The sequence below is a fragment of the Micromonospora antibiotica genome (genome assembly GCF_017599305.1).
GTDB classification, from domain to species: domain Bacteria; phylum Actinomycetota; class Actinomycetes; order Mycobacteriales; family Micromonosporaceae; genus Micromonospora; species Micromonospora antibiotica.
In genome coordinates this window covers 22232-48969 of record NZ_JAGFWR010000036.1, presented here as the reverse complement: position 1 = coordinate 48969, position 26738 = coordinate 22232, and the positions used below count along the sequence as shown (strand labels likewise).

At 73.2% G+C, this 26738-nt stretch carries 17 protein-coding genes, 5 tRNA genes and 1 pseudogene; 10 read left to right on the top strand and 13 right to left on the bottom strand.

The features are described from left to right. Positions 1–608: 608 nt before the first annotated feature. Positions 609–1199 carry a hypothetical protein gene (locus JQN83_RS31340; protein ID WP_208570761.1) on the top strand — a complete coding sequence of 197 codons (591 nt, stop codon included), beginning with the start codon at positions 609–611 and terminating at the stop codon, positions 1197–1199. Positions 1200–1266: 67 nt separating this feature from the next. Here JQN83_RS31340 and JQN83_RS31335 read toward each other — a convergent pair. The 6 genes from JQN83_RS31335 to JQN83_RS31310 form a co-directional block, all read right to left on the bottom strand. After that, a tRNA-Val gene (locus JQN83_RS31335) sits at positions 1267–1341 on the bottom strand. A 9-nt stretch (positions 1342–1350) separates the two neighbouring features. Further along, a tRNA-Gly gene (locus tag JQN83_RS31330) sits at positions 1351–1423 on the bottom strand. Positions 1424–1570: 147 nt separating this feature from the next. Then, positions 1571–3991, bottom strand: a complete 2421-nt coding sequence (locus JQN83_RS31325; RefSeq protein ID WP_307799976.1) for an ATP-binding protein — start codon at positions 3989–3991, stop codon at positions 1571–1573. Positions 3992–4216: 225 nt separating this feature from the next. After that, positions 4217–4288 (bottom strand) — tRNA-Val (locus tag JQN83_RS31320). Positions 4289–4301: 13 nt separating this feature from the next. Then, a tRNA-Cys gene (locus tag JQN83_RS31315) sits at positions 4302–4372 on the bottom strand. 34 nt (positions 4373–4406) lie between these two features. Beyond that, a tRNA-Gly gene (locus JQN83_RS31310) sits at positions 4407–4479 on the bottom strand. 295 nt (positions 4480–4774) lie between these two features. Here JQN83_RS31310 and JQN83_RS31305 point away from each other — a divergent pair. Together JQN83_RS31305 and JQN83_RS31300 are read left to right on the top strand one after the other, a co-directional pair. Beyond that, positions 4775–5374 (top strand): TetR/AcrR family transcriptional regulator, encoded by a 600-nt coding sequence (locus JQN83_RS31305; RefSeq protein ID WP_208570759.1) that lies wholly within the window; start codon positions 4775–4777, stop codon positions 5372–5374. A gap of 119 nt (positions 5375–5493) precedes the next feature. Further along, positions 5494–8424 (top strand): M36 family metallopeptidase, encoded by a 2931-nt coding sequence (locus JQN83_RS31300; RefSeq protein WP_208570758.1) that lies wholly within the window; start codon positions 5494–5496, stop codon positions 8422–8424. Between the two features lie 49 nt (positions 8425–8473). Here the strand turns inward: JQN83_RS31300 and JQN83_RS31295 are convergent, their stop codons facing one another. Further along, entirely contained in the window at positions 8474–9346 is an 873-nt protein-coding gene (locus JQN83_RS31295; RefSeq protein ID WP_307799974.1) for a hypothetical protein, read from the bottom strand. A 193-nt stretch (positions 9347–9539) separates the two neighbouring features. Between JQN83_RS31295 and JQN83_RS31290 the strand changes: the two genes are divergently transcribed. The 3 genes from JQN83_RS31290 (at position 9540) to JQN83_RS31280 (ending at position 13323) form a co-directional block, all read left to right on the top strand. Beyond that, positions 9540–10208, top strand: coding sequence for a class I SAM-dependent methyltransferase (locus JQN83_RS31290; protein WP_208570757.1), 669 nt, complete (start codon positions 9540–9542; stop codon positions 10206–10208). Positions 10209–10217: 9 nt separating this feature from the next. Then, positions 10218–11396 (top strand): cytochrome P450, encoded by a 1179-nt coding sequence (locus tag JQN83_RS31285; protein ID WP_208570756.1) that lies wholly within the window; start codon positions 10218–10220, stop codon positions 11394–11396. A 436-nt stretch (positions 11397–11832) separates the two neighbouring features. Beyond that, the gene (locus tag JQN83_RS31280) at positions 11833–13323 is read left to right on the top strand and encodes a SulP family inorganic anion transporter (protein WP_307799972.1); all 1491 of its coding nucleotides are present in this window, start codon (positions 11833–11835) and stop codon (positions 13321–13323) included. Positions 13324–13343: 20 nt separating this feature from the next. On the opposite strand, the gene bioD is transcribed toward JQN83_RS31280, so the two are convergent. Further along, the gene (gene bioD / locus JQN83_RS31275; protein WP_208570764.1) at positions 13344–14048 is read right to left on the bottom strand and encodes a dethiobiotin synthase; all 705 of its coding nucleotides are present in this window, start codon (positions 14046–14048) and stop codon (positions 13344–13346) included. 283 nt (positions 14049–14331) lie between these two features. After that, positions 14332–15465, bottom strand: a pseudogene (locus tag JQN83_RS31270) (8-amino-7-oxononanoate synthase); the annotation flags it as partial. 394 nt (positions 15466–15859) lie between these two features. On the opposite strand from JQN83_RS31270, the gene bioB reads away from it, so the two are divergent. Genes bioB through JQN83_RS31255 form a run of 3 tightly spaced genes read left to right on the top strand, consistent with a single transcriptional unit; the run spans position 15860 to position 17618 of the window. Further along, a complete protein-coding gene (gene bioB / locus JQN83_RS31265) occupies positions 15860–16855 on the top strand; it encodes a biotin synthase BioB (protein ID WP_208570754.1) in 996 nt (331 codons plus the stop codon). Between the two features lie 4 nt (positions 16856–16859). Continuing rightward, positions 16860–17108 carry a biotin synthase auxiliary protein BsaP gene (bsaP, locus tag JQN83_RS31260; protein WP_372444189.1) on the top strand — a complete coding sequence of 83 codons (249 nt, stop codon included), beginning with the start codon at positions 16860–16862 and terminating at the stop codon, positions 17106–17108. Positions 17109–17111: 3 nt separating this feature from the next. Next, complete coding sequence (locus JQN83_RS31255; protein WP_208570753.1) at positions 17112–17618, top strand: GNAT family N-acetyltransferase; 507 nt, start codon at positions 17112–17114, stop codon at positions 17616–17618. A 71-nt stretch (positions 17619–17689) separates the two neighbouring features. Here JQN83_RS31255 and JQN83_RS31250 read toward each other — a convergent pair whose 3' ends face one another. Together JQN83_RS31250 and JQN83_RS31245 are read right to left on the bottom strand one after the other, a co-directional pair. Next, entirely contained in the window at positions 17690–20164 is a 2475-nt protein-coding gene (locus tag JQN83_RS31250) for a non-reducing end alpha-L-arabinofuranosidase family hydrolase (RefSeq protein ID WP_208570752.1), read from the bottom strand. Positions 20165–20373: 209 nt separating this feature from the next. Continuing rightward, positions 20374–23400 (bottom strand): glycoside hydrolase family 9 protein, encoded by a 3027-nt coding sequence (locus tag JQN83_RS31245; protein ID WP_208570751.1) that lies wholly within the window; start codon positions 23398–23400, stop codon positions 20374–20376. 852 nt (positions 23401–24252) lie between these two features. On the opposite strand from JQN83_RS31245, the gene JQN83_RS31240 reads away from it, so the two are divergent. Then, positions 24253–24657 carry a VOC family protein gene (locus tag JQN83_RS31240; RefSeq protein ID WP_244253589.1) on the top strand — a complete coding sequence of 135 codons (405 nt, stop codon included), beginning with the start codon at positions 24253–24255 and terminating at the stop codon, positions 24655–24657. A 143-nt stretch (positions 24658–24800) separates the two neighbouring features. Here JQN83_RS31240 and JQN83_RS31235 read toward each other — a convergent pair whose 3' ends face one another. Together JQN83_RS31235 and JQN83_RS31230 are read right to left on the bottom strand one after the other, a co-directional pair. Continuing rightward, positions 24801–25943, bottom strand: coding sequence for a GNAT family N-acetyltransferase (locus JQN83_RS31235; protein WP_208570750.1), 1143 nt, complete (start codon positions 25941–25943; stop codon positions 24801–24803). Between the two features lie 89 nt (positions 25944–26032). Next, positions 26033–26734, bottom strand: a complete 702-nt coding sequence (locus JQN83_RS31230) for an ACT domain-containing protein (protein WP_208570749.1) — start codon at positions 26732–26734, stop codon at positions 26033–26035. Positions 26735–26738: the final 4 nt, after the last annotated feature.

Below are 26738 nucleotides of genomic sequence, written 5' to 3'. Positions count from 1 at the left end.
CGGCGGCCCGGCGGCCCGGCGGCCCGGCGGCCCGGCGGCCCGGCGGCCCGGCGGCCCGGCGGCGAAGAATGTCCGAATCTGGCGGTCCGGAAAACGGACAGAGGTGACGGCCGTGAGCCGCCTGACGGAATCCCGGCCGGCCCGGATGCGTTACACCCGGTGGACGGCCGCAGCGGCAGCCCCGCCACCGGGCCCGATGCAGCCACCTCCGGCAGAATGACCCACCACCGCGACGCGGAATGACCGACCACTACCGGTCGTTACGCCTCCGGCGCGCCCCCCACCGGAATGACTGGCCACCGCCGGTCGTTACACCCGGTGCACGACCGCACCAGTCCGGCCCGGCACCGCCCCCGGAATGACCACCCGCCGCCGGTCGTTACACCCGGTGCACGACCGCACCCAGCCGGCCCGGCCACCCGCCGGGAATGGCCCCGGGACCCCGGTCGTTGTATCTGACTCCGGCCCGTGCGGCCACCGCGTCAGCGGCAGGCCCCGACCGGAACCCCCGGACTTTCCCCCATGAGCGCCCCGACGTGGTGCCCGCATCCCCCGCCGCCTGTCCCCACGGGCGCCCGGTGGGTGTCAACCCCCGAAGGAGCTTCCCCATGACCACGATCCTGCGTAAGAGTGTCCTCGGTATCGCCGGTCTCGCCTTCGCCGGTGGCCTCGCCGCCGGCCCGCTGCACCTCGGCGACACCCCCACCATCGACACCAGCCCCGTCGCCGTCGTCCAGGCCGACAAGCCGGCCGTGGACAAGGCCAAGCTGATCCCGCACGGCGTGCAGGGCGAGCAGTCCCGCATCGACCTGAACGACGAGCAGACCGGCAACGTCAAGGCGATCATCGCGGCGACGAAGAAGGCCGGCATGGACGAGCGGGCCGCGGTCGTGTCCATCGCGACCAGCCTGCAGGAGTCGAAGCTGGAGAACCTCGGCCACCTCGGCGACCGCAACGACCACGACTCGCAGGGCCTGTTCCAACAGCGCCCGTCGTCCGGCTGGGGCACCGTCGAGCAGATCACCGACCCCGAGTACGCCACCCTGGCGTTCCTCAAGGGCCTCAAGCAGGTCGACGGCTGGCAGGACATGCCCCTGACCAAGGCCGCCCAGACCGTCCAGGTGTCGGCGTACCCCGACCACTACGCCCAGTGGGAAACCCAGGCCGCCGACCTCGTCGCCCAGCACTGGAACAGCTGACCCACACCCGAACAGCTGACCAACGCGAAAGCCCCGGCTCAGTGGAGCCGGGGCTTTCGCGATTCTCTGGTGGGCGATACTGGGTTTGAACCAGTGACCTCTTCCGTGTCAAGGAAGCGCGCTCCCACTGCGCCAATCGCCCGTGGTCGAGAGCGGACGACGGGATTCGAACCCGCGACCCTCACCTTGGCAAGGTGATGCGCTACCAGCTGCGCTACGTCCGCGTGCCGCCCGGTTTCCCCGGCGACGGGGTGAACTCTACCCGATGGCAAGATCGCCCGCCCCGCCGACCCCGCCCCGGCACGCCGCACGCCCCGGCCATGTCACCCGACGCCACCCCGCGGCCCGCGGGTGTCCTGCGCCGACGGCCCCTACTGCGGGGCCGGTGGACCGGTGAGCCGCTCCCGCACCTGGGCGGCGTCGGGGTGACCGAGCCGGTCGAGCACCTCAAGGGCGTGCCGCCAGGCGACCCGGGCGGCGTCGGGCTCGGCGGCGGCCTGCTGGCTGTCGCCGAGGTGCATCAGCGTGATCGCCTCGAAGTACCGCTCGCCGGTCTCCCGCCACAGCGCGAGCGCGTGCCGGTAGCAGTCGATGGCCTCGCGGTGCCGGCCGAGGTGGTGGTGCGCATAGCCGAGACTGTCCCAGGCGTGCGCCTCCCAGTACCGGTTCCCGGTCTCCTGCTGCTGCGCCAGGGCCCGGCCGCAGTAGTCCAGGGCGCGGGCGTGGTCACCGAGTTGGATGTGGTACCAGCCGATGTTGTTGAGCGCGTTGGCCTGCCCCTGCGCATGCCCGGCGGCCTCGAACAGCCGGTGCGCCCGCTGCGCGTGTTCGAGTGCCCGCCGGTGGTCGCCCTGCCGTTCCGCGAGGATGCCGAGGTTCAGCTCGGTCCGGCCGCCGCCGACCCGGTCACCGAGCTCGGCGTACAGGTGCCGGGAGCGTTCCAGGTGGTCGTGGGCCTCGTCGTACGCGCCGAGGCGCAGGCAGGCGACGGCCCGGTTGCGGTGGGCGCGGGCCTGACCGTCGCGGTCGACCGCTGCGGTGGCGGCCCGCAGCGCCACCTCCTGGACGCGGGACTGGTCGGGCCAGGCCCCCACCCGGTCGAGATAGGTGTTGACGCTCCACGCCAGCTGCCAGGCGTGGGTCGGCCAGCCGTGTTCGGCCGCCAGGTCGATCGCGGCGAGCAGCGCCCGGTGTTCGGCGGCGAGCCACGCCCATGCCTCGTCCCGGTCGGCCGGTTCGACCACCGTCGCCCCGGGTCGCGCCGCCGGCAGGTCGATGTCGTCGCGGTGCCGGTGCAGCAGCAGAGCTGCCGCGTAGGCGGTGTGCAGGTAGTGGTCGAGCAGCCGGCCGAGCGCCGCCCGGCGCAGACCGGCGGAGTCGGTCTGCAGGGCCGACTCGACCGCGTACGCCCGGAGCAGGTCGTGCAGAGTGTACCGGCCGGGGGTGTGCTCGGTGAGCAGGTTCGCCCGGGTCAGCACCGCCAGTGGCCGACGCACCTCGGCCGTCGACAGGGCGGCGAGGCTGGCGGCTGCCGCCACCGACACGTCGGGGCCGGGGTGCGTCCCGAGCGCCCGGAACAGGCCGGCCGCCGCCGGGTCCAGACCCCGGTACGACCAGGACAGCACCGCCCGCACGTCACTGCCGGCCTCGCCGTCGCTGAACGCGTCCAGGGCGCCCCGGGTGGCGGTCAGCTCGGCGGCGAGTCGGGCGAGCGGGAAGTCCGGGTGGGTGGCGGCCCGCGCAGCCACGATGGCCAACGCCAACGGCAGGCCGGCCGCCGCGGCGACGATCCGGTCCACCGCCTGCGGCTCGGCCGCGACCCGCACCGCACCCAGCCGCCGGGACAGCAACTCGCGTCCCTGCGCCGGGGACAGCAGGTCCAGCAACAGTGGACGGGCGCCCTCGGCCGTGACCAGCCCCGGCAGCTGGTTACGGCTGGTCACCAGGACCAGGCAGCCCGGGGAGCTGGGCAACAGCGGACGCACCTGGTCGGCGTCACGGGCATTGTCCAGCAGCACCAGCATCCGCCGGTCGGCGAGCAGGCTGCGGTACAGCGCGGCCTGCGACGCCAGCCCCACCGGGATGCGCTCCGGGGGCACCGCGAGCGCCTCCAGGAACCCGGCCACCGCCTCCGCCGGGGCCAGTGCGGGCGCGTCGGGGTCGTACCCGCGCAGGTTGACGTAGAGCTGCCCGTCGGGGAACCGGTCGGTGACCTGGTGCGCCCAGTGCACGGCGAGGGTCGTCTTGCCCACCCCGGCCGTGCCGCAGATGGTCGAGATGGGCACGGTGCCCGGCGGGCCGGCCGGCTCGGCGAGCAGCGCGGTCAGGGTGGCCAGCGCCGCGGACCGACCCGCGAAGTGCCGGACCGCCGCGGGGAGCTGCCGGGGGACGAACTCCGGGGTCCGCCCGTCCGGTTGCGGTGGCGGGGTCCCGGCGGGTGCCGGTCGGTCCCGGTCGGTGGGGGCGACGGCCCGCCGGCCGTCGGCCCGTGCCGCGTCCCGCAACCGCCAGTAGGCCGTCTTCCACCTGGCCGGGTCGGTCAGGTCGGCGGGCAACCGGGTGCCGGCCTGTTCGGCGTACGCGACGCAGGCGCCCAGGTAGCCGGTGACGAAGTCCCAGTCCGGCAACGACTTGGCGTTGAGCTTGTCGCTGAGGGTGGAGCGGGCCAGTGGCCTGCCCCGCCGCGCGGCGACCGCCACCAGGGTGTTCAGTGACGGCCCGCCGGCGAGCTGGCGTAGCCGTCGCAACTCCTCGGCGAACGCGAGCAGCGCCTCCCGACCGGTCTCTCCCACACCACACCCACCCGGCGTCGCGACGTCCCTTGGCAGAGTCGGAGCAAGGATAGACATCGCATCGACGCTGAGCGCTGACCTCCCACGAGCCGGGAGGCCGCCCGGACCGGGGGTCGACTTCCCCGGCATCCGGCGGGGTGCGGTACGCCCCGGCCGGTGGCGGGGCCGGCGGGGAAAAGCAGTAGGACCACCTTCCGGGCGCGGAAGGTGGTCCTACTGACCGTGTGGGCGATACTGGGTTTGAACCAGTGACCTCTTCCGTGTCAAGGAAGCGCGCTCCCACTGCGCCAATCGCCCGTGCTTGTTACCGAGGTGGGGACGGGATTTGAACCCGCGTACACGGCTTTGCAGGCCGTTGCCTCGCCTCTCGGCCACCCCACCGAGGTTGCCCCCGTCGTGCGTGGCGGCAGCTCCGAGCGGACGACGGGATTCGAACCCGCGACCCTCACCTTGGCAAGGTGATGCGCTACCAGCTGCGCTACGTCCGCTTGCCTCCGGGACACACCCGGTGACGGATGGAAACTCTAGCCGAGCGGTCGGACCGATGCCAAATCGGGTCGACGGACGGCGCGTCCGGGGCGGTGGGGTGAGCGCCACCACCACCGCCAGGGCGTCCTAGGAAAGTCGGCTGGTGGCGGTGCCCCGATCTGTCGCACCGTCACCGAACAGGTCGGGAAGCCATCCGACGCGCCGGTGGGACGCTGTCCGGCTTCCGACTGACACCTGCCCGATCGGTCGGGTCGGTAACTCCCTGTGGTCGTGTCGATGGGTTACCGTAGCGGCGTGACGAGACGTGCCGCCGCCGATGTCCGCCTGGATTCCCTGCTGCGCACGGCCTGCGACGTGATCGTCGAGCGTGGACTCGCCAACACCCGCACCGCCGACGTGGCCGCCGCCGCCGGGGTCAGCCAGGCGCTGGTCTTCTACCACTTCGCCACCAAGGAGCGGCTGCTCGCCCAGGCCTTCGCTTACGCCGTCGAGCAGGAACTGTCCCGACTGGACGCGGTGCTGCGCTCCGCCACCCCGCCGCTGACCAAGCTCCGGCGCATCCTGCGCCTCTACACCCCCACCGGCCGCCCCTGGGCGATGTGGATCGACGGGTGGGCGGAGTCCCTGCGTACCCCCGAGTTGGAAAAGGTCTGCCGCCGGCTGGACCTGCGCTGGCGGCAGGACCTGGCGGCGGTGATCTCGGCCGGGGTGGCCGACGGCACCTTCCAGTGCGCCGACCCGGCCGGGGCCGCCTGGCGGATCAACGCGGTGATGGACGGGCTCGCCGTCCAGCTCGCCGTGCACGAGCGGGTGATCTCCCGGCGACAGTTCGGTGAGTGGATCCGGCTGGTCACCGCCCGGGAGCTGGGCCTCGAGCCCGCCCAACTCGTCTGATCCGCGCACCGCGCGCCATTGCCCCCACCCGATCCGCCTGGTATCCACGAATGCGCATGCGTAACCACGTCTGCGCCGGGCCGGCGTCGCGCCGGTCCCCGCTCCCACAAGGAGGTTCCGTGCCCAGACCGGAGTGGACACCCCGAACGAGCCGGCACCGACGCCGGCTCGTTCCCGTACTGGCGACCGCCGCCGTGGTCGCCGCCCTGCTGCCCGGCGGAGGCACCGCCACGGCCGCGCCGGGCGACACCGCGGCCCCGGCCCCGGGCCGCTCCGGCTCGTTCGCCGACGACCGCCACCAGGGCGCCGACGTCGACAACCGCACCGGTACGGCCGCACCCGACGCCCGCCAGCGCAGCCTGGCCCGGGCCACCGGCGTCCCGGTGCGGTGGAACCGGCTCGGCACCCCGCACGCCCTCGGCCCGGCCCGGCTCGCCACCGGCCTGCCCGCCGACCCGGAGGCCGCCGCCCGGCGTTACCTCACCCAGCAGCGGGACCTGTTCGGGCTGGACGCCGACGCCGTCGCCGCCCTCGACCGCCTCCTGGTCCGCCCGGTCGGCGACGGCGCGGTGGTCACCCTGCGGCAGCGCTTCGGCGACCTGTCCGCCGGCCACGACGGCCTGGTCACCGTGGCGGTCGCCGACGGCACCGTGCTCTCGGTCAGCTCCTCGCTGTCCCGGGACACCTCCGCCCCCGCCCCGGCCACCCGCACCGCCGCGCAGGCGTACGACGCCGCGCTCGCCGACGCCGGCCTGGACGCCGCCGGGGTGGCCAGCCACCAGGTGCGGCCGGTCGTCGTGCCCACCCCGCTCGACGGCAACCGGACCGCCTACGAGGTGACCCTGATCGGCCGCGACAGCGACCACCCGGCGGCCTTCACCACCTACGTCGACGCGATCAGCGGGAAGGTGCTGATCCGCGAGGACCTCGTCGACTTCGACTCCGACAACCCGAGCTGGGCGGTCTACCCGGCCACCCCGCCGCAGGACCTCGCCCCCGGGCAGGACCCCCGGGTCCGCTGGTGCGCCAGCCCCGCACCCGACTGTGTCGCCGCCTTCCGCGACCCGGCCAGCGGGCAGCCCTGGGACGTCGACCTCGCCACCGGAGCCCCCACCGGCACCACCCGGGGCAACTCCGCCAACACGGTGGTCTCCTGGGGTGCCGGCAGCCCGCTGGTCAACGCCCCCGCCCGCCCGGACCGGCGCTACGAATACCCGTTCACCGACCAGTGGCACCAGTCCCGCTGCAACCCGGCGGCGTTCACCTCCGCCCAGCGCAACGACGCCGACGCGGCCACCGCCAACCTGTTCGCCATGCACAACCGGATGCACGACTGGGCCTGGCACCTCGGCTTCACCGAGGCCACCTGGAACCTCCAGGCGGTCAACGTCAGCGGTGCCGGCCTGGGCGGTGACGCCGAGCAGGGGCGGGCCCAGCAGGGCGCGCTGAGCGGCAACCGCAACAACGCCAACCAGTCCACCCCGCGCGACGGGCTGCCGCCCACCACCAACATGTACCTGTGGCAGCCGCAGGCCGGTGGGCCGTACCCGCCGTGCGTGGACGGCGACTACGACATGACGGTGATCGGCCACGAGTACACCCACGCCATCACCAACCGGATGATCGCCGGCCCGGACAGCGGGATCAGCGGGCACCAGGGCGGGGCGATGGGTGAGTCGTGGAGCGACCTGCTCGCCGCCGAGTACCTCTACGAGCACGGCCTGCGTGCCCCCGGTGAGACGCCCTTCGTCACCGGCGGCTACGTCACCGGCAACCTGGTCAGCGGCATCCGCAACTACGACCTGAGCCGCAGCCCGCTCAACTACTCCGACGTCGGCTACAACACCGGCGGCCCGGCCGTGCACGCCGACGGGGAGATCTGGGGTGCGACCAACTTCCGCATCCGCGCCGCCCTGGTCAAGAAGTACGGCCTGGGCACCCCGGCGCGGCAGCTCGACTGCGCCCAGGGCCGGGTGGCCGCCGAGAACTGCCCGGGCAACCGGCGCTGGGTGCAGCTGGTCTTCGACTCGTTCCTGCTCCAGGCGGCCAGCCAGGTCAGCATGCTCGACATGCGGGACAATCTGCTCACCGCCGACCGGCTGCGCTTCGGCGGGGCCAACCAGGAGCTGATCTGGGCCGAGTTCGCCCGCTCCGGGATGGGCCGCGACGCCGCCACCGTCGGCGCCGCCGACACCGACCCGACGCCCAGCTTCGCCAGCCCCTCCGGGGGCAACGCCACGCTGACCCTGCGCCCCCGGGGCGACAGCACGGACGCGCCGATCCGGCTCTACGTCGGCGACTACGAGGCACGGGCCACCCCCGTCGCCGACACCGACCCGGCCACCCCGCTGCCGGCCACCTTCGAGGCCGTCGCCGGGACGTACCAGGTGCTGGCGGTCGCCCCCGGGTTCGGCCACCAGCGGTTGGAGGTGGTCGCCAAGGCCGGCCAGCAGGGGTACGTCGACCTGCGGCTGAGCCGAAACCTGGCGTCCACCACGTCCGGGGCGACGATCACCGGCGACGGGGTGAACCTGGACCGGATCGGCGACGACACCGAGGCCACCAACTGGGCGTCGTTGACCGGGGTCGCCGGTAAGGGGGTCACCGTCACGCTGCCCGGCGGCACCCCGCAGCCGGTGCAGCGGGTCAACGTCAGCGCCATGCTCCGCCCGGCGATCACCGGCGACGCCGACCCCGGCGCGCAGAACGCCCTGAGCGCGCTGCGGTCGTTCGCGGTGTCGACCTGCGACGCGAGCACCACCGACTGTGCCGACCCGGCCCGCTGGACCCGGGTCTACACCAGCGCCGACGACGCGTTCCCCGGCGGGAAGTACCGGGCCTACAGCCGGGACATCATCCTGCGGTCGTTCCGGGTGCCGACCACCGTCGCCACCCACGTGCGGCTGGAGGTGCTGGCCAGCCAGTGCACCGGCGGGCCCGCGTACGCCGGTGAGCAGGACGACGACCCGGCCACCCAGACCGACTGCGCCACCGCCAGCCCGGCGCGCGACCAGGTACGCGTCGCCGAGTTCCAGGTGTTCGGGAAGTGAAACCCGCCGGGGCCGGGTGGTGGCGCCACCCGGCCCCGGCGGCCCCCGATCACCGTCGGACGGTGGTCCACCGGACCGGTCGACGGACCGGGCGGGCATCGCCCTCCACCCCGTCGGCGGCGGTCCGGGTCAGCTGCCGCAGCCGCATCAGCAGGCCGACGCCGAGGAAGAGCAGCAGCCCACCGAGCAGGAAGGCCGCCTGCACCAGACCGAAACCGCCGCTCTGGTTGGCCGAACGGTTCGCCGCGGGCGGTGGCGGCACCTCGGCGAGCGCCTCCTCGGTCGGCTCGGTCTCCTCCGCGGTCGGTTCCAGCACCTCCTCGGTCGGCCCCGGCGACGCGGTGGTCGGCTCGGGTGCCGCCGTGGTGGGCGCAGGTGCCGTGCCGACGACCTGACGGGTGGCGCTCTGCCGGGCGAGCAGCCGCAGGTTCGGGTCGTACGCCTCGGCGGCCAGGGTGATCCGGCCCCGGGTGACGTCCTCGGCGAAGGCCACCCGGTAGGTGGCGGTGACCGTGCGGTCCGGGCAGAGGGTGCCCGGGTCGAGTTGCCGGTCGGTCAGCCGGGCCACCGCCCCCTCGGCCCGGATGTCGAGCGGGAACGAGCCGGTCTCCTCGATCCGGTCCATCTTGACCTGGTCCAGTCGTAGCCCCTGCACCGAGAGCACCATCGACCAGCGGACCTTCACACATCCGCCGTTGCCCTTGCGGGACACCACCGCCGAGACCGTTCGTACCTGGTCACCGGCGGTGAACTCGTCGGGCAGGCCGCTCAGCTCGGTGGCGAAGCGGTCCGCCGCCGATGCCGGTGCCGGCCCGGCGAGCCCTGTCCCCGTGAGGCAGGCCAGCACCGCCCCGACCCGTAGCGCGTTCCGCCACACCATCACCACCGCCTCGTCCTCCCGTCGGTCTTGTCCACTCGCCACGCTATGAGCAGGATGGGGAAGCCGGTAGACGGGCGTGTTCGCGCCGAGCGGCAAGTGCGGGGCGGGTTAACACCGACAGTGGTGAACCGGTCACCCGCGACCTCCGACACGCCGAGGATCGGTGTGGGGAGCACCATCGGCCGGCGGTGAGGGTGCACCGGGCCGGCCGACGTGCGGCTGACATCCTGGGCGGGTGTCCGAACTCTCCGCCGCCTTCGTCCGGCTGCACGCCCGGCTCGCCCCGGTCACCTTCGTACCCGAGGTGCTGTTGCACCAGGCCGACGAGCCGATCGGCCTGTGGGAGCTGACCGAGGGCGAGTTCCGCAGCGCCCAGCCGCCGCCGTTCTGGGCCTTCGCCTGGGCCGGTGGGCAGGGGTTGGCCCGGTACGTCACCGACCACCCGGAGGTGGTCGCCGGCCGCCGGGTGCTCGACCTCGCCTCCGGCTCCGGCCTGGTCGCCATCGCCGCCGCACGGGCCGGCGCGGCGGCCGTGCGGGCGGTGGAGATCGACGAGCGGGCCGTCGCCGCCGTCGCCCTCAACGCCGCCGCCAACGGGGTACGCGTCGACGCCGAACTGGCCGACGTCCTCGACGGCGACGCCGGGGACGCGCAGGTGCTGCTCGCCGGGGACGTCTTCTACAGCGAGGCGATGGCCCGTCGGGTGCTGCGCTTCCTGCTGCGGGCCGCCCGCTCCGGTGCCCGGGTGCTGGTCGGCGACCCGGGGCGGGCGTTCCTGCCCCGGGAACGTTTCCACGAGCTGGCCGGCTACGACGTGCCGGTGCCGGAGGCGCTGGAGAGCGTACGGGTGAAGCACACCACGGTGTGGGAGCTGGATCCCGCGCCGCCGGGAGCCGCCCGCTAGCGTGACCGGGTGCTGTTCCGGGGGTGGGAGGGGGCCGTCGACGGGCCCTGGCCGGACGTGGCCACGGTCGTCGACCGGGTCGGCGGCGTACACCTGGTGGTGACCCGGCACGCGCTGGTCCGGCAGGTGCTCGCCGACGCGGTGACCTGGCGACCCGACAACGCCCTGGACGCGGTGACGCCGATCCCGGTGGCCGCGCTGCGGGTGCTCACCGCGCACCGGTTCCGGTTGCCGCCGACACTGGCGAACAACGCCGGCCCCAGCCACCCGGAGATCCGGGCGATCGTCGCCGAGGCGCTGCACCCGGACCGGGTGGCCGCCCAACGGCCGTGGCTGACGGCGCTGGTACGGGACCGGGTGGCCGGGATCGCCGCCGACCTGGCCGCCGGTCGGCCGGTCGACCTGCACGCCCGGCTCGCCGCCGACCTGCCGCTGCTGGCACTGGCCCGGCTGGTGGCGCTGCCGGACGCCCCGGTCGGCGCGGTGAAGGACTTCGCGCGGGCGGCGTTGGAGCTGTTCTGGGCCCCGCTGGACGTCGACCGGCAGCAGACCCTCGCCGTCGAGGTGGGCCGCTTCCACGCCGTACTGCGGGAGTTCGCCGCCGTCGGTGGCGGGTTGGCGGCCCGGCTGCGTGCCGCCGGGCACTCCCCCGACGTGGTGGTGGGGGCGCTGTTCTTCCTGCTGGTCGCCGGGCAGGAGACCACCAGCCAGTTCCTGACCCTGCTGCTGCACCGGCTCACCGGCGAACCCGGGGTGCGCGCCGGGTTGCGGGCCGGCACCGTCGCGGTCGCCGACGTGGTGGAGGAGGGCCTGCGGCTGGAACCGCCGATCGTCACCTGGCGACGGGTGGCCGCGACGGACACCACGCTGGGCGGCACACCGGTGCCGGCGGGCAGCTCGATGCTGCTGTGGCTGGCCCGCGCCGGCCGCGACCCGGAGGTGGTGGCCGAGCCGACCGGGTTCCGTCCCGGGCAGCGCGGGTCACGCCGGCACCTGGCCTTCGGGGCGGGAGCGCACCGCTGCGTCGGCGCGCAGCTGGCCCGGCTGGAAGCGGCGGTGGTGGTCGCCGAGGCCGCACCGCTGCTGGACGCGGTGACGGTGGTCCGTCCACCGTGGTGCCCGGACAACCTCACCTTCCGGATGCCCGACGCCTTCGTGGTCCGCCGTGCCGACACCCGCCCGACCTGAGCCCCGCCCCGGGCCCGCCGCCGGTGCAGGTACACCGGCCCCGCTGTACGGATGAACGGGGCAGGTACACCCGGCCCCGCTGCCCGGATTCGCCGGCACCGGTGTCCCAGTCGGCCCCTTTCGAGCTGATGACGTCCACGCATCACCCTGCCGACCTGCCCAAACAGGCGTAACCGTCACTCACCACGACGGGTTGAACCCACGTGACGCCCGGCGCCACACCAACCCGGGAGGTCAGCGTGCACCCCACCCCAACCCCCCACCACTCCCCCACCCCAACCCCGCCCTCCTGGGTTGATCAAGAAGTTTTGGTCAAAACGGAGATCAACGGTGACGCAAAGCTCTTGATCACCGGGGCGAGGCGGGTGGGGTGGGCGAGGCGGGTGGGGTGCGTGGGATGGGTGGGGCGGGCAGGGCGCGTGGGGGGTGGGGTCAGGTGAGGTGGGCGGCGGTCCGGGGAGACCTGCCGGCGTCGCTGGTGGTGTTCCTGGTGGCGTTGCCGCTGTGTGTGGGGATCGCGGTCGCCTCCGGCGTACCGGTCGAGCTCGGACTGGTGACGGGGGTGGTGGGTGGGCTGGTGGTGGGGGTGATGCCGGGCAGCAGTCTCCAGGTGAGCGGACCGGCCGCCGGGCTGACCGTCCTCGTCGCCGAGGCCGTGGACCGGTACGGGCTGGCCGGCCTCGGCACCATCGTGCTGGTCGCCGGCCTGCTCCAGATCGGGTTGGGCCTGCTACGGCTCGGCCGGTGGTTCCGGGCCATCTCGGTGGCCGTGGTGCACGGCATGCTCACCGGTATCGGCCTGCTGCTGATCGCCGGTCAGCTCCACGTCCTGGCCGGCGCCGACACCCCACCGACCGGCCTCGCCGGCTTCACCGGGTTGCCCCACCTGGTCGGGGAGCTCACCGGCTCCGGCACGGCACAGGTGTCGCTCGCCGTCGGAGTGGCCACGATCGTGGTCATGCTGCTCTGGGACACCCTGCCCGGCCGGCCGGGCCTGGTCCCCGGGGCGCTGGTCGCCGTCGTCGCGGTCGCCGGGGTGAGCGCCGTCCTGCGGCTACCGGTCGCCACCATCGAGGTGGAGGGCCTACTCGCGGCGATCCAACCGTCGTTCGGGCACTGGACGGCCCTCACCGACCCGGGGCTGCTCGCCACCGTCGTCACGTTCACCCTGGTCGCCTCGGCGGAGAGCCTGTTCAGCGCGGCGGCCGTCGACCGGCTGCACCAGGGGCCGCGCACCGACTTCGACCGGGAACTCGTCGCCCAGGGCACCGGCAACACCGTCTGCGGCCTGCTCGGCGCGTTGCCGATGACCGCCGTCATCGTACGCAGCTCCGCCAACGTCCGGGCCGGGGCGCGGACCAAGGCGTCCCGGGTGCTGCACGGGGTGTGGCTGCTGCTCTTCGTCGCCGCCGTGCCCGGCCTGGTGGGGCTGATTCCGATGCCCGCGCTCGCCGCCGTGCTCGTGCACGCCGGATGCAAGCTGCTGCCGTGGCGGGCCCTGCCCGAGCTGTGGCGGGAGCACCGGGGCGAAGCTGTGGTGCTGGTGGTGACCGCCGTCGCGATCCTCGGCACCGACCTGTTCACCGGCGTGCTCGTCGGCCTCGGCCTGGCCGTGGTCAAGACCGCCTGGGAGACGTCCCACGTCCGGGTCACCGTGCACGACGACGTCGACCCGGTGCACGTGGCGATCAGCGGCAACGCCACCTTCCTGCGGCTGCCCACCATCCTGACCGCCCTCGACGGGCTGCCCGACGACCGGCGGGTACGGCTGGACCTCGGCGGCCTGCGGCACGTCGACCACGCCTGCCGTACCGCCCTGGATGCCTGGGTCGAGGCGCAGAACCGCGACGCCGACGTCAGCGTGCAGGTCGTCGCCCCACGGCCGGCGCAGGACGACCAGCCCCGACCGGTCCCCGCCACCGAATGAGGGCACCGGCGGCGGACCGCTCAGCCGGCGTCCTCGGCCCAGGTGCGCCAGTCGTCGAGCACCCCGTACAGGTCGGGGGTGAGCCAACCCGGGGCGGACCGGCGGAACACCCCCGGGTCCATCGACCCGGCACCGGTCGGTAGCGCGCCGAGCAGGTTCGGCACCAACTCGGTCAGGTTCGCCCAGTGCACCAGTTGCGGCTCCGCCGGCCAGGCACCGATCACCACCCCGGCGGGCACGGCCCGACGCTCCAACGCCTCCAGGGTGAGCGCGGTGTGGTTGAGGGTGCCGAGCCCGGCCCGGGCCACCACCACCGCCGGAGCGCCCAGCGACACCGCCAGGTCGGCGACCGTCCACGCCTCGCCCGACGGGCGCAGCCCCATCGGCACCAGCAGCCCACCGGCTCCCTCGACGAGCACCAGGTCGTGCTTGTCGACCTCCGCGCGGACCGCATCGACGGCCGTGTACAGCTCCAGCGGCTCCAACTCGGCGACCCGGGCCGCCGCCAGCGGGGCGAGCGGGTCCGGGTAACTCGACAGGGTGCGACCGGTCAGCGGGGCGGCCAGCCGGGTCACCGAGTCGATGTCGCCGGGCTCGCCGGTGGCCGTACCCGTCTGGCCCGGCTTGACCACCGCGACCCGCAGGCCGGCGGCCTGCGCGGCAGCGGTGATCGCCGCCGTCACCACCGTCTTGCCGACCTCGGTGTCGGTCCCGGTGACCAGCACCGCGCCTTTCCACCCGCTCACGGCAGTATCTCGGTTCGCGACTGCGGGGCTCGCAAACCCGGCTCACTCCTCACGCTCACGGGCACCACCTCAGCTCGCGACTGCGGGGCTCGCAAACCCGGCTCACTCCTCACGCTCACGGGCACCACCTCAGCTCGCGACTGCGGGGCTCGCAAACCCGGCTCACTCCTCGCGCTCACGGGGTCACCTCAGCTCGCGACTGCGGGGCTCGCAAACCCGGCTCACTCCTCGCGCTCACGGGCACCACCTCAGCTCGCGACTGCGGGGCGCACTCCACGATGGCCTCCAGGGCGTGTTCGAAGTCGGCTCGGGTGACCCCGGCCGAGAGGGTCAGGCGCAACCGGGAGCGGTGGTCCGGGGTGGACGGCGGGCGGAAGCAGCCGACGGCGACGCCCCGGTCCCGGCAGTCGGCCGCCCAGGCGGTGGCGGCCTCCGGGCCGGGGGCGGTCACCGAGACCACCGCGCCGTCGGGGGCGGACACGGTCAGCCCGGCCGCGCCGAGGCGGCGTACCGCGTGCCGGGCCCGGTCGGCCAGCTCGGCGCGCAGGTCGTCGGCGGCCCGGGCCACCGCCACGGCGGCCCGCACCCCGGCGGCGACCGACGGCGGCGGCGCGGTGTCGAAGATGAAGGTACGCCCGGTCTCGACCAGGTGCCGGACGAACTCGGCCGGACCGGCGACCACCCCACCGGCCCCACCGAGCGCCTTGGACAGGGTCGCGGTGACCACCACGTCCGACGCACCGGCGAGCCCGGCGGCGGCCACCGCGCCGGCCCCGGCCGGACCGGTGACACCGAGCGCGTGCGCGTCGTCGACCAGCAGCAACGCACCGTGCTGCCGGGCCACGGCGTGCAACGCGGCCAGCGGGGCGAGGTCACCGTCGACGGAGAAGACCGACTCGGTGACCACCACCGCCGGGCGGCCCGGCGCAGCGGCGAGCGCGGCAGCCACGGCGTCGACGTCGGCGTGCGCGGTGACCACCGTCTCCGCGCCGGAGATCCGGCAGCCGTCGATCAGTGAGGCATGGTTGTGGGCGTCGGAGACGAGCAGGGTACGCGGCTGGACCAGGCCCCGGACGGCGGCGAGGTTGGCCAGGTATCCGGAGGAGAAGACGAGTGCCCGGTCGACGCCGAGCCAGTCGGCCAGGTCGTCCTCCAACGCGTGGTGGACGTCGGTGGACCCGCGCACCAGCCGGGAACCGGTGGCGCCCAGCCCGTACCCGGCGAGGGCCCGGCCGGCGGCGGCGACCACCTCCGGGTGGGTGGCCAGCCCCAGGTAGTCGTTGCCGGCCAGGTCGATCACCTGGTCGCCGGCGGCGCGGGGGCGCAGGGTGCGGGTGAGTCCCGCCTTCGCCCGCAGTGCGGCGCGGCGGTCCAGGGCCGCCAGCCAGTCCGCCACCGGTCATCGCCTCCGTCCGCCGTTCGGCCCGTTCCGCCCGGCCCGTGCCGCCCGGCGTGCCGTCCCGCCCGACGCCTGTCGCCGGACGACCGACCCCGCCCGGCTCGTGCCGCCGGGCGGGTGGGCGGCGCTGTCGCCGCCGGGCGAAATTACCATCCGCCGGGCCGGCACCGGCGTGGCGGCGGGCCCGCCGCACCGACGTGCGGGGGTGGGGACGGAGCCGGTCGAGGGGGTCGGCGGGGCCGGGACCGGGGCGGCGAGCGGGCGGCGGCTCGGGGTCGGCGGGGGCCCGGTCGGGGCAGTGGCTCGGGGTCGGCGGGGGCCCGGTCCGGGCGGTGGGTGGGCGGCGGCTCGGGCGTTTCCCGGCCCGCGGCGGCCTTGTAGGGTACGACCCATGCCAGAGATCCTCGACCAGGCCCGGACCCAGGTGCTGGGCGACGGCGTCGGCCTCGACCAGGCTGGTGTCCTCGCGGTGTTGACCCTGCCCGACGAGCACGTCCCCGCCGCCCTCCAGCTCGCCCACGAGGTGCGGATGCGGTGGTGCGGCCCGGAGGTCGAGGTCGAGGGGATCGTCTCGCTCAAGACCGGCGGCTGCCCGGAGGACTGCCATTTCTGTTCGCAGTCCGGCCTGTTCACCTCGCCGGTCCGGTCGGTCTGGCTGGACATCCCGTCGCTGGTCGAGGCGGCGAAGCAGACGGCCGCGACCGGGGCGAGCGAGTTCTGCATCGTGGCCGCCGTACGCGGGCCGGACGACCGGTTGATGAAGCAGATGCGCGAGGGGGTCGCCGCGATCCGCGCGGAGGTCGACATCCAGGTCGCCGCGTCGCTGGGCATGCTCAGCCAGGAGCAGGTCGACGACCTGGTCGAGATGGGCGTGCACCGCTACAACCACAACCTGGAGACCTGCCGTTCCTACTTCCCGAACGTGGTCACCACGCACTCGTGGGAGGAGCGTTGGGAGACCCTGCGGATGGTCCGCGAATCCGGCATGGAGGTCTGCTGCGGTGGCATCCTCGGCCTCGGCGAGACCGTGGAGCAGCGCGCCGAGTTCGCCGCGCAGCTGGCCGAGCTGGACCCGCACGAGGTGCCGCTGAACTTCCTCAACCCGCGTCCGGGCACCCCGCTCGGGGACCGGCCGGTGGTGGAGGGCAAGGACGCGCTGCGGGCCATCGCCGCGTTCCGGCTGGCCATGCCGCGCACCATCCTGCGGTACGCGGGCGGCCGGGAGATCACCCTCGGTGACCTGGGCACCCGCGACGGTCTGCTGGGCGGGATCAACGCGGTGATCGTCGGCAACTACCTGACCACGCTGGGTCGGCCGGCGACCGACGACCTGAAGCTGCTCGACGACCTGAAGATGCCGGTCAAGGCCCTCTCCGCCACCCTGTGAGGTGATGATGACCGACGCGGGTGACCCGACCACCGACGGCCGTACGGCGGAGTCCGCCGTGCTGACGTCGGACGCGACCTGGTGCGACCGCTGTGGTGCGGACGCCACGGCGGGCCCGCACCCGGGGTGCGCGACGGCCCGGGTGCTGGAGCCGCCCCGCTACTGCGGGCACTGCCGACGGCGGATGAGGGTGCAGGTGCTGCCGGTCGGCTGGTCGGCGGTCTGCGTCGAGCACGGCGAGCGGCGGGGCTGAGGCGTGTTGCGCGGGCGGGCGGTCACGCTGCGGCCGGTGACGGAGGCGGACGTGCCCGCCCTGGCCACGATCCGGGCCACCCCGGAGGTACGCCGCTGGTGGCGCGGCGGCGACGACCTGGCCGCGTCGGTGCGGGCCGACCTGGCCGACGACACGGTGACGGTCTACGTCGTCGAGCACGCCGACCGGCTGGTCGGGGCGATCCAGTGGTACGCCGAGACCGACCCGGACTACCGGCACGCCAGCCTGGACGTCTTCCTCGATCCGGCGGTACGCGGCAACGGGCTGGGCGGGGACGCGGTCCGCACCCTGGTCCGGCACCTGGTCGACGAGTACGGCCACCACCGGTTCACCATCGATCCGGCGGCGGCGAACACGGCGGCGATCCGGGCGTACGCGAAGGTGGGGTTCCGCCCGGTGGGCGTGATGCGGCGGTACGAGCGGGGCGCGGACGGGCGCTGGCACGACGCGCTGCTGATGGACCTGCTCGCGGAGGAGCTGGCCGACTGAAACCGGGCGGGGCGTGCCCGGCACCCTCAGGTGCCGGACACGCCCCGGTCGTTGCGCGGGCGAAGGTGCGCCTAGCGCTGGAGGGTGAGGACACCCGGCCGCCACGGCAGCAGGTTGTAGTCAGTGTTCGCGTTGGGGTCCTTGCCCTGGTAGAGCAGTTGCAGGTTGCAGGCGTCGATGGTCTTGGTCTGGTCGGGGTTGGTGCGGACCAGATCACCGTGGCTGATGTCGTTGGTCCAGGTGGCACCGCTGTTGGCCTTGCCGGCGAAGGGGTTGCTCTCGCTGGTGGCCTGCGGGGTCCACGAGCCGCCCAGGCTGCTGGAGGTGAACGACCGGAAGTAGCGCTGCCCCTGGCTTCCGATCGCCTCGACGATCATCAGGTACTGGTTCTGGCCCTGCACCTTGTAGACCTCGACGCCCTCGAACAGGTTGTTGGTCGAGTCCGTCATGATCGTCGTGTAGCTCGAACCGAAGCTGCCCGGGAAGTTCCCCAGCGGCATGCTCGACCGGTAGATCTTGCCGTTGTCACCGGCGAAGAACAGGTACATGTTCTGGTCGTCACCGATGAGGGTCTGGTCGATCACCCCGTACGGGGCGTCCGGGAGGGTGGCGGTGGACAGCGTCTGCGCCGAGGACCAGCCGTTGGCGTTGGTCGGGTCGCTCGACGTCTTGTAGCTGAACGAGGTCGGCCCCCACTGGTACGCCAGCACCCAGGTGTTCTTCGGGGCGAAGTAGAACAGGGTGGGCGCCACGGTGCCCTGGCTCATGCCGTTCTGGCTGGCCGAGGCCATGTCGGACCAGTTGGTGAACGTGCCGAAGTTCATCGAGCTGTACTGGCCGCTGCTGTTGACGTACGAGCCGTAGACCAGGTGCTTGCCGTTGTAGACGACGTTGGTGAAGTCCTTGAGCGAGACCCAGCCGTTCTTCGGGCTGGTCAGCGCGCCGGTCGACGACCACCGGTAGGTCGACGGGAGCGCGCAGCCACCACCCGGGGGCGGCGTGGTGGTCGGCGGCGGCGTGGTCGGCGGCGCGGTGGTGGGCGGGTTGCTGCCACCGAAGTCGGTGCGCCACTGCTGGTTGGTCTGCCCGTGGCAGTCGTACAGCTGGACCTGCTGGCCGTTACCGGTGCCCCAGACGTCCAGGCAGCGGCCGGACTGCACACCGCTGATGGTGCCGTTGGCGTTGATGTTCCACTGTTGGTTGGCCCCGCTGTTGCAGTCCCAGATGATGATCCCGGTGCCGTTGGCGGTGGCCGCGCCGTTCGCGTCCAGGCACTTGGTGCCGTAGACCCGCAGCTGCTTGCTGCTGGTATACGTCCACTGCTGGTTGGACTGGCTGTTGCAGTCGTAGAGCTGCACCCGGGTGCCGTTGGTCTGGGTGGAGTTCGGCACGTCGATGCACCGGTTCGACGCCACGCCGACGATCCGTCCGGCGCCGCCGCTCGGCGGCGGGGTCGTGGTGGGCGGGGGCGTGGTGGGCGGGCCCGTGGTCGGCCCGGAGGTCGGCGGCGCCGCGTTGAGCGCGTTGAGGACCGAGTTGTACGCGGCCTTCTTGTTGCCGCCGCCGTCGAACAGCAGCGGGTTCTCGTTGGAGCGCCAGGAGTCGCTGTCGCGCACGCCCCACACGGTGATGCCGATGCAGCGCGGCACGTTCAGGCACGCCTGGGTCAGCCCGGCGTACTGGGTGGTGGAGGAGTTCGTGACGTCGACCTCGGTCAGCGCCACGTCCACGCCGAGGGCGGCGAAGCTGGACAGCGTGGTCTGGAAGTTGCTCGGCAGCGAGCTGCCGCCGGTGAAGTGGGTCTGCAGGCCGACGCAGTCGATCGGCACGCCCCGGGACTTGAAGTCCTGGATCATGCGGTAGACGCCCTGCGTCTTGCCGTACGACCAGTTCTCGATGTTGTAGTCGTTGTAGCAGAGCTTCACCGACGGGTCGGCGGCGCGCGCGGTGCGGAACGCCACCTCGATCCAGTCGTTGCCGGTGCCCTGGAGGTTCGACGACCGGCGGCTGCCGTCCTCGTTGAACGCCTCGTTGACCACGTCCCACGCGGCGAGCTTGCCCTTGTAGTGGCCCATCACGCCGTTGATGTGGTCGATCATCGCCTGGCGCAGGTTGCTGCCGCTCAGGCTCTGCATCCACGGCGGCTGCTGCGCGTGCCAGGCCAGGGTGTGCCCCCGGACCTTCAGGCCGCGCTGGGTCGCCCAGTTGTAGATCTGGTCACCGGAGCTGAAGTTGAACTGGCCCCGCTGGGGCTGCGTCGCTTCCGGCTTCATCTCGTTCTCGGCCGTGATCATGTTGAACTCGCGGCCGGCGATCGTGCTGTACGTCGAGTCGCCGAGCCGGCCGGCCGCGATAGCCGTGCCGAAGTACCGGCCCGACTGCGCGGCGGCCGCGCCCAGCGTGGTCGCGGCGGCGTTCGCCGACGGCATCATCACCGCGACTGCTGCCACCGTCACGACGCTGACCGCGCCGGCGAGCAGCGCCCGGACGGCGGGTGGTCGCCGTCGCCGGCTCCCGCCGTGGTGAACGGATGGGCTTGTTGCCATCGTGGCCTCCTTGCTGGCCAACAGCCGGGCCGTCGGGACGGGACGGCCGGACGTATCGGTTGTCACATCTAGTGCCGTCGATGTTTCCATCATGTGCCGGCCGGAACAAAGATGTTTCGGAAAAGTATCGGAACATTTTTGGCCGACCACGCTCCGACGAGACGTGGCCGGTCACCCAGGGTGCGGTGCCGGCCACGTCAGGTCGATGATCAGGAGACCGTGCAGGCCGCCCCGTTGAGGGTGAAGCTCGTCGGCTTCGGGTTGCTGCCGGTGTGGGTGCCGTTGAACCCGATGCTGGTGGACGCGCCCGGGGCCAACGCCCCGTTGTAGCTCATGCTGGTCGCCGTCACCGCCGCCCCCGTCTGGGCGAACGTCGCCGACCAGCCCTGGCTGACCTTCTGACCGCTGGTCGGGAAGGTGAAGGCCAGGCTCCAACCGTTGAGCGCGGTCGTACCGGTGTTGGTGATGCTGATGCTGGCGGTGAAGCCGTTGGTCCAGTCGGTGGTGGTGTAACCGACCTTGCACGACGAGGCGGGCGTGGTCGGGGTCGGGGTGGGTGTGGGGGTGGAGGTCGGCGTCGGGGTCGGCGTCGAGGTGCCCGGCAGGGTCTGCACGGTGAGCGTCTTCGACGGGGTGGACGGGTTGCCGGCGGCGTCCACCGCCACCACGTAGAACCCGTACGACGTGTCCGGCGTCAGCCCGGTCACCTGGGCGGTGGTGCCGGTGCTCGTGGCGACGACGAGATGGGCCGGCCAGGACGTCTTGTAGACCCGGTAGCCGGTGACCCCGACGTTGTCGGTGGACGGCGTCCAGCTCAGGGTGACCCCGTTCGCGCCGATGTTCGACGCGGTCGGGGTGCCGGGCGGGGTCGGCCCGCTGGTGTCCGAACCGGTGCCCGCCGGGGTGGCCACCGCGAGCGCCGACGACCACAACGAACTGTTGCCGGCACCGTCGCGCGCCAGGACCGAGAACCGGTAGTTGCTGGCGGGCGAGAGCGTGGTCAGGGTCAGGCTGTTGGTGGTGGTACGGAAGGTGGAGCGCACGTCACTGCCGACCGGCTCCATGGCGACGTCGTAGCCGGCCACGCCGCTGCCACCGGTGTCGGTGGACGCGGGCCAGGTCAACGTCAGGCCGGTGGGCGTGATCGCGGAGGCGACCGGGGTGCCGGGGACGGTGGGCGGGGTGGTGTCGGTCGGCGTCGAGGTCGGCTCGTCACCCCAGACCCGGGTGGTCCCGGCGTACAGCGGCACCTTCGGGTTCGGGCCGGCGGTGGCCTGGTACGACGGGTCGTTGGTCGGATCCCAGGTGCCACCCTCCGGTACGCCGATCTTGAACTGCACCTCCATCCGGTGCTGCGACTGCCCGGCCGGGGCGATCGTGTAGCCGGTGCAGTCCACCTCGACGTACCAGATGTCGCCGGAGAGCTGCTTGGCGGTCGACGGCGACGGGCACCCCTGGGTGTAGCCGGGGGTGACCTGCACGGCGGTGCTGCCCTCGGGCCGGAAGTAGTAGCGGAACTTCCCGTTGGTCAGCGCCCGCGCCGGGAACGCCGACTTGTTGTAGACGACCGCCTTGAGCCCGGTCGCCCGGGGCTCGGCCTGCATCACCGTGGTCTCCACGGTCAGCTCGGGGATGTCCGGGGTCTCCGCGGTGGGGAAGTTGGCGAGCGGGGCGCCGCCGTACTCCTGGGAGAGCCGGGCCAGCGCGGAGGTGAAACCGGCGTTGTAGTCGGTGGCCACCTCGTTCATCACGTAGTCCGACCGGCTGTCGGAGTAGGCGTCGTTGGCCGAGGACGGGCCGCCGACCAGCGCGCCGTAGAGCACGTGCCGGGTCTCCACCGGCACCGTCTGGCTGTCCCACCAGGAACCGTGCGCGGTGCGGTGGTGCGGGTTCTTCGGCGCGTTGGCACCGAACCCGATCATGTAGCTGGACTTGCGCGGGTTGTCGCCGAGCGCGTAGTTGACCTGCCGGACGGCGAAGTCGTGGAACCGGGCCTTGCGGGTGGCGTCGGTGGTCTTGTCGCTGTAGACCAGCGCCGCGAAGCTCGTGTTCGCCGCATACCGCAGCGCACCCCAGGAGTCGAGGACGGCCATCCCGCCCGGCGAGTAGGGCACCTTCTGGCCGTTGACGCCGACCGTCCAGTAGTCGAGCCACCGGTTGGCGTCGTCCACGTACTTCTGCTTGCCGGTCAGGTTGGCCAGCAGCACGTACGCCCCGAACTGCTTGTTGTCCCAGGCGAGGGTCCACTTGTAGGACCGGGTGGTGGACTGCGGCTCGGTGCCGAGCTTGTCGTACTCGCTCTCGGCCTTGGCCAGGTAGGCGGCGTCGCCGGTGGCCCGGTGCAGCCAGATCGCGCCCCAGACCAACTCGTCCTGGTAGCCGCTCCACGACTTGTAGAAGCTCGTCGCGTCGGTGATGCACTCGTGGTAGCTCTTACGCACCGTGTCGGCGAACGTGTAGAGCTGCTTGGCGTGGGTGAGCAGCTTGTCGGCGTAGGCGGCGTCGGTGGGCCGGAACACCATCGACGACGCGGCCATCGCCGCCGCCGTCTCCCCCGCCAGGTCCGCACCCCCACAGCTCGCATCGATCTTGTACGCGGGCCGCGCCATCGGCAGCACCTCGGCCGGACCCCACCACTTGTGGTCGTCGTCGCCCTTACCGACCTGCCCGTAGAGCACGTTGGCCGAGGGGTGCGCCTTGATGAAGTAGTCGTTGACGAAGCGCAGGTTGTTCAGCAGCGGAGTGAGCTGGCCTGACGCGACGTACCCGTCGCGGTACTCGACCGCACCCCAGGCCAGCATGGTGGCGCTGAACGCCATCGGAAAGCCGAACTTCACGTGGTCACCGGCGTCGTACCAGCCGCCGGTGAGGTCCACCCCGACGTCCGCCCCGTCGGTCAGCGCGGAGTCGCCCCGCCAGGAGACCCGGTTCCAGGACGGCTTCTTGCCGGACTGCTGCGCCTCGTAGAACAGCAACGACTTCTGCAGCGCCTCGGGGTAGTTGAACATGCCGGTGCCGGCGACCTCGGCAACCGTGGTGCGCTCGGCAGCCGCGCGCTCGGCAGCGGCGGGAGCGGCCCCGGCGCGCTCGGCCCCAGCGGGAGCGGCGCCGGCGGTGAGCGGGAGGGCGCTGACGGCGAGGGCCAGCCCGCTGGTCAGGGCGACACCGGTGGCGAACAGGCGGCGGAGCCGAGGTCGGCCCCCGCCCGACCGGCCCGGCCGGTTCGGGTGCTGCATGGCGAAACTCCTGTCGGTGGTGCCTCCGGCGGCGCCCACCGGACGCGGGGACGGGGGCGTCGCGGGTGGTGAGCGCCGCCGGAGGCGGGTGGTGGTGAGAGAACCGAAGGAGTCGCGGGAGCGCTCCCATGGATGTGCGCCAATGTAATCGTTCGGTCATCGGTTTGTGAAGGGGCCAACCCCCACGACACCCGGAAGAGCCCCCAGTGCGTCCCCCACTCGCCCGCCACGCTCATCCCCACCCGCCCCCACACCACGCGCTCATCCCCACACCCACACCCACACCCGCCCCCGCCACGCTCGCCCCCCACCCACCACCACGCTCATCCCCCACGCGCACCCCCCACCACGCCGCTCATCACCCCACACCCGCCCCCACTCGCCCCGCCATGCTCGCCTCCCACCCACCACCACCCACCACCACGCTCACCCCCCACACCCATCCCCACCACGCGCGTCCCCACTCGCCCCACGCTCTTCCCCGATGCTCGCTGACGACCGGCCCATCCCTCCCCGTGCGGGGCACGTCGGTGGGGTGGGCGACGTCGAGGCCAACCAAGATCGCGCTCGATCCACGATGTAGTGGCATCTCACCGTTACGAGCCCACTACATCCTGGATCGAGCACGATCTTGCGCGGGAAACACGGGAAACACGCCGGGCACGGAGGGACACGCAGGGCACAGAGGGCGCAGGGCGCGGAGGAACACGCAGAGCGCGGGGAACACGCAGAGCGCGGGGAACACGCAGGGTGCGGGGAACAGCAGGGTGCGGAGGGACGGGGCGGGGGTGCGGAGTTGGGGGCGGGGATGTTCGTACCGGGGCTGGGCGTCGACGTGACTAACCTGGATCAATGTCGATGATCGAACAGGTGTCGTTGGGGGTGACCGACGACCGTCGCGCCGGCCGGTTCTGGGCCGAGGCACTGGGTTACGTCCGTCGCCCACCCCGCTACCCGGCGGACGAGTGGATCGTCCTGGAGCCGCCGCCGGGTACCACGGGGGTGGCACTGGCCATGGACGTCAGCGAGAGCCCGGTGGCGGAGTTTCCCCGTATCCACCTCGACCTGCACGCGGGTGACCGGGACCTCGACGACGAGGTGGACCGGCTGCTCGGGCTGGGTGCCGACCGGGTCGACTGGCCGCACTATCCCGCCGTACCGGAACCCGGCCAGCTACCGTACGTCGTGCTCGCCGACACCGAGGGGAACCGGTTCTGCGTCTCGGGGCACCGCCGGGCGGGCACCTTCTTCGGCTGATCCGGGGCATCGCGCCGGACATGGGCAGGGCCCCCGCACCGGGGGCCCTGCCTGTGCACCGTCCCCCGCATCGGGGTTCGGCCTTGCACCGGGAGGAATCCCCCCACCCGGTGCCGTACGGGTCGTCTCGATGGTCGGTGGGGTCAGCAGATCCCACCGTTCGTGCTGGTCGGCCGGGTGCCGCCCACGCTCGTGCTGGGGCGCGGGATTCGGCCGGTGACCGGGACGCCGGCCAGCGGGACGCCGGTAGTCGGTACGCCGGCCAGCGGGACGGTGACGGTGAGCACGGTGCCGTCCCGCTCGACCGTCGCGGGCCGGCCCAGCCGGGCCAGTGTCCGCACCATCGGCGTGTTTTCGGCCTGGGTGTGCAGGACCAGCGCCGCGTAGCCGGCCCGCTCGCCGTGGGTCAGCAGCCGGCGCAGCAGCGCGGTGCCCAGACCACGTCGCTGCCAGTCGTCGCGGACCAGTAGCGCCACCTCCGCCTCGTCGCCCTCGGCGAGCAGGTTGGCCAGCGCGACGACCGACTCCGCCGCCCCGTCGGAGCCGGTCGTCGTGGCCACCAGGGTCAGCCCCCGGGCCGGTTCCAGCAGGCGGCGCAGCCGGGTCGGCGAGGGCAGCGCCGCGCCGCTGAGATACCGCCGTTGCCGGCTCCGCGCCGAGCAGCCCTCGTGCAGCTCCAGCACCCCGGCCAGGTCGTCGGCGGTCGCCGGCCGGAGGGACAGTTCCGCCCCGTCGGGCAGCACCAGGGTCACCCGGTCGGCTTCCCGCCGGGCCACCGCCGCCGCCAACTCCACCAGCGCCTGCGCCCGCGCGTATTCCGCCGGGGTGAAGCTGGGTGCCTGCCGGCGCAGTTCGTAGGAGCCGCCGGTCGGGTCGGTCAGCAGCATGGTGGTGGTGCCCACCGCGTCGTGCCCGGTGGCGGACGTCGGTCGCCAGGTCACCTCGTCCGCGCCGAGGGTGGCCCGGAGCACCTCACCGGCCTGTTCCGGGTCGCCGACCAACCGGGTGGCCAGGCCGAGCACCCGGGTCGGCTGGTCGGCCAGGCCACGCGCCTCGCTGCGCGCCACCCAGCAGTTGCGACCCCGGCCCCGCTCGACGGCGGCGATCAGGTCCGCCTCGTCGAGCGCGTCCGGCGCGTCGACGAGGAAGTCGTCCACCGCACCGACCTCGGTGGTGTGCACCTGCACGGTGAGGATGTTGACTCCTCGCAGCGCGAGACTCGCGGTGAGGACCGACAGGTAACCCGGCCGGTCGTCCACGGTCGCCCTGACTCGCCACAGCGCCATGCCCACTCCCTTCCCCACCACGAAGCCTGCCCGGGGCCTGTTGCCGTGGCGTTGCCCGGTGGTGTCGCACCGGCAACCGTTCGCCCAGGTCAGGTGACGGTGGTCACCGACCGCGGGCCGACCAGGTCGAGCCGGTCGCCGAGGATCACCGCGCTGGCCCGGACCAGCTGGGCGAGCCGGTCGACCTCGGTGGCGTGGAACCCGGCGGCGGTCAACGGCTCGGTGTGGTCCCGGGCCACCACCAGCACCAGCCCGGCCCGGCCGAACGGCGCGATCGCGTAGTGCGTGCCGTCGGCCATGGTCAGGGTGCGGGCCCGCAGCGGGGTCACCTCGGGCAGCCGGGGCGGCTCCGGGGCACGCCAGCTGGCGTGCCCGACGGTCGCCGTCCCCCCGCCGGCCCGCGAGGCCCAGTCCAGCGGTACGACGGCCGCCACCGCCCAGTCTGCGGCGAGCAGCCCCGGTACCGCGTCGACCAGGGTGGCCACCCCGTCGGTGGGGTTCGCCGCCACCTGGGCGAGCAGTTCGGCGTCCTGACCGGTGGTGGTCGGTGCCCCGATCGCCCGCCACACCCCGTCGACGCGCACCCCGGGGATGGCGGCGAGACCGGCGAGCAGGCCCTCGACCCGGGCGGCGCCCGGCCAGACCACGGTGAAGTCGTCGACCGCGCGGCCACCGAGCCGTTCCAGCACCACGACCTGGACGATGTCGGCACCGGAGACGCCGAGCGTACGGGCCACCTGGCCGAGTGTCCCGGGGCGGTCCGGCAGGGTCACCCGAACTCTCAGCAACATGTCA